This window comes from Prochlorococcus sp. MIT 1303, assembly GCF_001631965.1.
GTDB classification, from domain to species: domain Bacteria; phylum Cyanobacteriota; class Cyanobacteriia; order PCC-6307; family Cyanobiaceae; genus Prochlorococcus; species Prochlorococcus marinus_D.
Window position 1 is genome coordinate 129,426 of sequence record NZ_LVHK01000041.1, and the last position, 6,380, is coordinate 135,805.

A 6,380-nucleotide genomic window follows, 5' to 3' on the forward strand; every position below is an offset into this window, starting at 1 on the left:
AACTGCCGGAACAGTGTGAAAGCCATCAGCGTGCTGGGCTCCACAGGTTCGATCGGTACTCAAACCCTCGAGATTGCCGAAGAATTCCCTGAGCGCTTCCGGGTGGTGGCACTCACTGCCGGCACGAACGTCTCTCTTGTCGTGGAGCAGATCAAGCGACACCATCCCGAGGTTGTATCGCTCGCCGACGCGTCGCTGCTGCCACAACTGAAGCAGCAGCTCAACGCACTGCCTAGCGAGCAACAACCACCTCACTTACCTCAGTTGTTAGCGGGCCCAGAAGGGCTCAATGTGGCTGCCTCATGGGATAGCACTGATCTCGTGGTCAGCGGCATCGTCGGCTGTGCTGGGCTACTGCCAACACTGGCAGCAATCAAAGCCGGCAAAGATCTTGCCCTCGCCAACAAAGAAACCCTGATCGCTGCTGCACCTGTCGTGCTGCCGGAGTTGAAACGCAGCGGCAGTCGGCTGCTTCCAGCAGATTCCGAACACTCGGCCATTTTCCAGTGTCTGCAAGGAACACCCTGGGCTGAGAACGCCCGCCTCTCCACGGGAGTTCCTACCCCTGGGCTGCGCCACATCCAGCTCACAGCATCTGGGGGTGCCTTCCGCGACTGGTCAGCAAAAGATCTCGAGAAAGCCACCATTGCCGATGCAACCAGCCACCCCAACTGGAGCATGGGACGCAAAATCACCGTGGATTCAGCCACCCTGATGAATAAAGGGCTAGAGGTCATCGAAGCCCATTACCTCTTTGGCATCGACTACGACCAAATCGAGATCGTGATCCACCCTCAAAGCATCATCCACTCGATGATCGAGCTGGCTGATTCCTCCGTGCTGGCGCAGCTCGGCTGGCCAGACATGAAACTACCTATCCTCTACTGCCTGAGCTGGCCGGAGCGGCTCGAAACACCTTGGCGGCGCCTGAATCTCGCCGAAGTAGGCGAACTCACCTTCCGCGCCCCTGATACAAAAAAATACCCCTGCATGGAACTTGCCTACGCCGCAGGACGGGCCGGCGGAACCATGCCAGCCGTTCTCAATGCTGCCAATGAAGAAGCAGTGGCCCAGTTCCTTGAGGAGCGCATCCATTTTCTTGACATCCCGGAAGTGATCGAGGCTGCCTGTGAACGCCACAAGCCCGACCTGCAGACACAACCCCAGCTTGATGACGTGCTTGCCGTCGATGCATGGGCACGCAAGGCCGTACAAGAGCAGGTAAAACGGGGCACCCGTCGCCTACCACTGCCAGCCCTGACAGCATGAATTTCAAGGTGAGTCATCACCTACTGCTTTGCGCAACACCCAACAAGGCGGCCTGTTGCAGTGCAGATGTCGGAAACGCTAGCTGGGCCAATCTCAAAAAACTAATCAAACAGCTTGATCTCGAAAACATTGATCGGCCAGAAGGTGTGGTTCTACGTAGCAAGGTTGACTGTCTACGCATCTGCAACGACGGACCAATCCTGCTGATCTGGCCAGACGGGATCTGGTATGGCGGTGTGACACCAAAACGAATCGAATCAATCGTGAGAGAGCATGTGCTTGGCGGCCAACCAATCGAAGCCTGGATCATCCGCCGGACCCCTCAGCAGCAGAGACATCCCTGAGTTTTTACTGGGTTTTTAGTCAAGCTCCAAACTTTGACAGCCAACGGGCCACCACCTGATCCCCCCAGCAGCCTCCAATTGCATGGAAACCATTGTGGCCGCCGTGGGCTGTCAACAACACTTGAATTCGCTGCTCATTGGATGGAGACATGTTCGCTGCCAACTGTTGAGCGGCTTCTGCTGGCACCCAGGGATCATCTACCGCTTGGAGGAGCAGTGTCGGCGGCAGGCGGCTGGGGTTCTCAAGCAAGGCGATCAAAGGTGAGGCACCAGCGTAGTAAGCCTCAACATCGCCATACCCCCAGCGCGGTGCTGTGATGGCAGCATCAAACTCTCGGATCGTTGCTGGCGGGCTCTGCCCCTTCTCCCCATTGAGCACTTCCCTTTCCTGGACAGTCACGCCGAAGGGATCCGCCAAGGTTTGACGAATCAATCGCTGCAGCAACCAACGCTGATAAACCCTATTGCGGGGTCGCTCGATTGAGGCACTGCAAGCCGCTAGATCAAGGGGACTACTGGTACAAACCAATCCATCCAAAACCGCTTGGCCAGGCGCGCGCGCGTGGCTTGGCTCAAGACAGGCATTGAGAAGCATCGTGCCCCCAAGGGAAATACCTGCCCCAAGCAGAGGAACTGCGCCTCTCGAAGCAACACCCTCACTCCCAAGCTGATCACAGAGCTGCCGGGCCCGTAACAAAACCGGGCCAAGATCGCTGTTGCACTCAGCGGCATAGGTCCCTGCTGAGAGATGCCGCCCAGGGTCTGCACCACGCAAATTCAAGCGCAGCACGGCAAAACCAGCCGTCTGAAGAGCGCAAGCCATGCGTCGTAGACCTTCACGTCGACTGGAGCCCCCCAATCCATGCAGCAGCAAAACCAAGCCACGCGCATGGAGGGTCGCTTGAGGGCGATCAAACAAAGCCAACAACTGACCAGAACCAGCCATACCGCTCGGCAAAGCAGGTACTGCAATTTCAATCGCTTCGCCTCGATCAGTTGGCAAGCGCACCGGTCTCAGGGTGTCCCTAAGGGTCTGCAAATCACCGCCCAGCCAAGGCAATCTCTGTCTAAAAGAAGACATCCCGAGCTGCTTCAGCAGCTCGGGATGGGGTTCACCCCTTCTTCCCAACACCGAGCTCCTTTAGTTCAACCAAAAGATCACCCAACACCTTCTTGGCATCACCAAACACCATGGAAGTATTGGCAAGTTCAAACAGATCATTCTTAATCCCTGAGTAGCCCGCACTCATGCCCCGCTTCACCACGAACACCGTTCGAGCTTCCTGCACATCCAACACAGGCATGCCATAAAGAGGTGAACTTGTATCGGTCTTGGCCTGAGGATTCACAACGTCGTTCGCCCCTAGCACCAGCACCACGTCAGTGGCTGGGAACTCAGGATTAATCACATCCATCTCCTTGAGCTGCTCATAAGGCACATCGGCTTCTGCAAGGAGAACGTTCATATGGCCTGGCATCCGTCCAGCAACCGGATGGATGGCATAGGTGACCTCAATTCCAGCTGCCTCCAAAGCACGGGTGACTTCCCTAAGCGTGTGCTGGGCCTGTGCTACAGCCAGGCCGTAACCGGGAACGATGACAACCCGCTCTGCCGCCTCAAGGGTGAGCGCACACTCCTCAGCGCTGCAACTGGTGATGTTTTTATATTCGCCACCGCCGCCAGAAGCAGCGCTTGCTCCTAACGCTCCACCAAACAACACTGATACCAACGAGCGATTCATGCCGTTGCACATCACCTGAGTAAGGATCAGACCAGCAGCTCCAACCATGGCGCCAGCCACAATCAGCAACTGACTACCGACAACGAAACCTGCCGCCGCCGCCGCAACACCTGAATAACTGTTCAAAAGTGAGATCACCACTGGCATATCGGCGCCGCCAATCGGTAGCGTTACGCCGATTCCCAACAAACCAGACCCGATCACCAGCAACCACAGCGCACTGACGTTGTCGCCATGGCGGCCAAGTTCGATGGCAGCCACTAAAGACATCACAGCAAGTGCAATGTTCACTGCATGCCGAACCCTGCTCTGCATCCAAGGTGGTGTTGACAGCCAGCCCTGCAGCTTTGCCATCGCCACGATGGATCCTGAGAAGGTGATCGAGCCAACAAAAACAGACACCACAATCGAGATGTCTTCAACCACTGCGCTGCCTGCTTCGCCAGCACCAGCGGCTGTCGGGAAGATTGCAACACCGAGAGCCACCAACAACGACGACATGCCTCCGCAGCCGTTAAACAGAGCAACGGTCTCCGGCATGGAGGTCATCGGCACACGCTGCGCTGTTATCGCACCGAGACATCCACCAACCACCGTGCCGAAGATGATCCAAATCCAGGCTTCAGCAGCGATGCCGGTGGTGCCGAGATAGTTCACGATCAAGCCCACCACGGCAAGTGCCATGGCAACAGCGGCAAGGCGATTGGCCTCACGAGCAGAGCGCACCTTCGAAAGGCCCTTGATCCCAAGGGCAAGGAGTAAAACCGCGACCAGATCAATCGCGAACTTGAGGATCTCAGCAATATTCATCAGTGGTTGTCCCTGCGGCGAGATGACTTGCGGCTGAACATGGCCAGCATCCGATCGGTAACGAGAAATCCGCCAATCACGTTGAACAAGGCGAAACCAAGAGCAACAGCACCCATCGCCAGCAGAGGGATGTTGTTACCGGCCTTGATGATCAGGGTGAGAGCGGCCAACATCGTGATACCCGAGATCGCATTGGCACCACTCATCAAAGGCGTATGCAAAGTGGGAGGCACCTTGCCGATCAATTCAAGGCCAAGCAAGCTGCCAAGCAGCAGCACCCAAAGGGCCTCACTCAAGAACGACATCAGTTGGACCCTCCCGTGTTGAACACATCGTCATGGCGAATCACACCGTTGTGACTGATCAGGCATCCGGCAATTAACTCATCCTCAATGTTCAGAGTGAGCTGACCGTCCTTTAAAACGGGCTCCAACAGAGCGACCAAATTGCGAGAGTAAAGAGCACTGGCGTGATTGGGAACACTGCAAGGGAGATCGGAGGCACCGATCAACTTCACGCCATTGCGATCGACTGTTTCACCAGGACGAGTATTCGCACAATTTCCACCCTGTTCAACGGCAAGATCGACCACCACAGCACCTGGGCGCATGCGATCGAGCATGAGATCACTGATTAATCGTGGAGCTTTTCGACCAGGCACCTGAGCAGTACAGATCACCACATCGGCTTCCGCTAACTGATTGGAGAGCTGCTCACGCTGAGCCGTCAAAAAAGCCTCAGAAGCCTGCTTGGCATAACCACCAGACTCATCTGGCCTCTGATCAATTTCAGGAGGTTCGATAAAGCGTGCCCCAAGTGACTCCACCTGCTCCTTCACGGCAGAGCGGACATCACTGACATAGACCACAGCACCCAGCCGCTTTGCTGTAGCAACTGCCTGCAATCCAGCCACACCAGCACCTAATACCACAACCCGCGCTGGCTGCACCGTGCCAGCTGCCGTCATCAACATCGGAAAGTAACGATCAAGGGCAGCAGCAGCCAACAGCACCGCCTTGTAGCCAGCAATATTGGCCTGAGAGGAAAGGGCATCCGCAGACTGTGCCCGGCTAATTCTCGGCAGCAGCTCTAGGGCCATCGCTGAGAGCTTTGCTGTCTTCAGCGACGCTGCTAAAGAACTGTTGGCATAAGGCGCCAACAAACCAACAACAAGGGCCCCAGATCGCATCCTTGCCAAAGCACTAGCAGAAGGAGATTGAACGCATAGGACGACATCGGCCTCGCTCCAGGCCTGTGAATCTCCCGGAGCAACCAGCTCCGCACCAATGGTGTTGAAATCACCATCAACAAAACCTGCGGCAAGGCCGGCGCCACGCTCAATGGCAACCTTGCTTCCCAGAGAAAGAAACTTCTTCACCGTGTCCGGCGAGGCCGCAACACGGGTTTCTCCCATCGCCGATTCCACCGGAATTAAGAGTCTGGGCAAAAGACAGGACTGGTTGAACCAGGCGAGATTACGGGGTCGACCTCCCGGCACCGGGAGCTTTCCTGAAGAAAAGAGTTTTTCAGCTGGCTTTATAGCTAAGAAGGATTGTTAACTCCAACTCCCTCCATGGGCCTAACTGCAATCGAATGTCCGGATGGTGTTTGCCATAGCCATCACGGAGGCCATGCTGTGGAGCGCTCCACAATGCAGAACAACCTCCAGGGACACGGGAGAGAATGGTGTGAACGCCTGGCAGAACGGATCTACGAGATTTCGGTGGATACCTTCTCGCAGACAGTGATGCCTAGCCTCCATTCCGCAGGATGGCAGCGACGCCATTTGGATTGGGAATTCAAGCTTGACAAACAGGAGTCAGAGCCTGACAAAGCTTTGGTAGACGGCATTATCAACGCCACCGAGAGTTTCCTACGCAGCAGTGAAGTCCACCGACTGTTTATTCAAGAACTGGTTCAGGGAACCTTTGCTGAAGCCGGTTCAGACACCCTGAGGGCATCAGCCGTTCAAAAGCTGATCGAAAACGAATTGCTAACGATGCTCAAAGAGCAAAAGGAGCAATTGCTCGATCGCTTAGCTAGTCAACTCATGGATGAGGCTCAGGGCAACTTCGAGATCGCACACACTGCTGCAAGCGAAGGCCTCAATGAGGTTGAGCACCTACTCGTGAACCACACCGAAGCGCTCTGAAATCAGTCAGATAATTGGTAACAACTCCTGCTCCATCGCCAAGGCCTGAAGCTTCAGGCCTTG

The 6,380-nt window shown here is 55.8% G+C and carries 7 protein-coding genes; 3 read left to right on the top strand and 4 right to left on the bottom strand.

The genetic code is table 11. From position 1 onward, the window contains the following. Positions 1-15: 15 nt before the first annotated feature. Both PMIT1303_RS06425 and PMIT1303_RS06430 read left to right on the top strand, forming a co-directional pair. The gene (locus PMIT1303_RS06425; protein ID WP_063397993.1) at positions 16-1,269 is read left to right on the top strand and encodes a 1-deoxy-D-xylulose-5-phosphate reductoisomerase; all 1,254 of its coding nucleotides are present in this window, start codon (positions 16-18) and stop codon (positions 1,267-1,269) included. Continuing rightward, entirely contained in the window at positions 1,266-1,613 is a 348-nt protein-coding gene (locus PMIT1303_RS06430; RefSeq protein ID WP_063397994.1) for a ferredoxin, read from the top strand. Before PMIT1303_RS06425 ends, PMIT1303_RS06430 begins: the two co-directional genes overlap by 4 nt. Before the next feature lie 19 nt (positions 1,614-1,632). Here PMIT1303_RS06430 and PMIT1303_RS06435 read toward each other — a convergent pair whose 3' ends face one another. The 4 genes from PMIT1303_RS06435 to PMIT1303_RS06450 are packed head-to-tail and all read right to left on the bottom strand — an operon-like array spanning position 1,633 to position 5,612. Then, positions 1,633-2,745, bottom strand: a complete 1,113-nt coding sequence (locus PMIT1303_RS06435) for a YheT family hydrolase (RefSeq protein ID WP_063397995.1) — start codon at positions 2,743-2,745, stop codon at positions 1,633-1,635. Beyond that, on the bottom strand, positions 2,726-4,165 hold the full coding sequence (locus PMIT1303_RS06440; protein WP_063397996.1) for an NAD(P)(+) transhydrogenase (Re/Si-specific) subunit beta: 1,440 nt from the start codon (positions 4,163-4,165) through the stop codon (positions 2,726-2,728). Before PMIT1303_RS06440 ends, PMIT1303_RS06435 begins: the two co-directional genes overlap by 20 nt. After that, positions 4,165-4,470: an NAD(P) transhydrogenase subunit alpha gene (locus PMIT1303_RS06445; protein WP_011825521.1), complete on the bottom strand. Its 306-nt coding sequence runs from the start codon at positions 4,468-4,470 to the stop codon at positions 4,165-4,167. Before PMIT1303_RS06445 ends, PMIT1303_RS06440 begins: the two co-directional genes overlap by 1 nt. Next, on the bottom strand, positions 4,470-5,612 hold the full coding sequence (locus PMIT1303_RS06450; RefSeq protein WP_197459786.1) for a Re/Si-specific NAD(P)(+) transhydrogenase subunit alpha: 1,143 nt from the start codon (positions 5,610-5,612) through the stop codon (positions 4,470-4,472). Before PMIT1303_RS06450 ends, PMIT1303_RS06445 begins: the two co-directional genes overlap by 1 nt. Positions 5,613-5,738: 126 nt before the next feature. On the opposite strand from PMIT1303_RS06450, the gene PMIT1303_RS06455 reads away from it, so the two are divergent. Then, positions 5,739-6,317: a hypothetical protein gene (locus PMIT1303_RS06455; RefSeq protein ID WP_011825519.1), complete on the top strand. Its 579-nt coding sequence runs from the start codon at positions 5,739-5,741 to the stop codon at positions 6,315-6,317. The last annotated feature ends 63 nt before the right edge of the window (positions 6,318-6,380 follow it).

Excerpts from the sequence above, each read along its gene's own strand:
- PMIT1303_RS06430 (WP_063397994.1), top strand. The coding sequence starts at position 1,266 with ATGAATTTCAAGGTGAGTCATCACCTACTGCTTTGCGCAACACCCAAC.
- PMIT1303_RS06440 (WP_063397996.1), bottom strand. The coding sequence starts at position 4,165 with ATGAATATTGCTGAGATCCTCAAGTTCGCGATTGATCTGGTCGCGGTT.
- PMIT1303_RS06445 (WP_011825521.1), bottom strand. The coding sequence starts at position 4,470 with ATGTCGTTCTTGAGTGAGGCCCTTTGGGTGCTGCTGCTTGGCAGCTTG.
- PMIT1303_RS06455 (WP_011825519.1), top strand. The coding sequence starts at position 5,739 with ATGGGCCTAACTGCAATCGAATGTCCGGATGGTGTTTGCCATAGCCAT.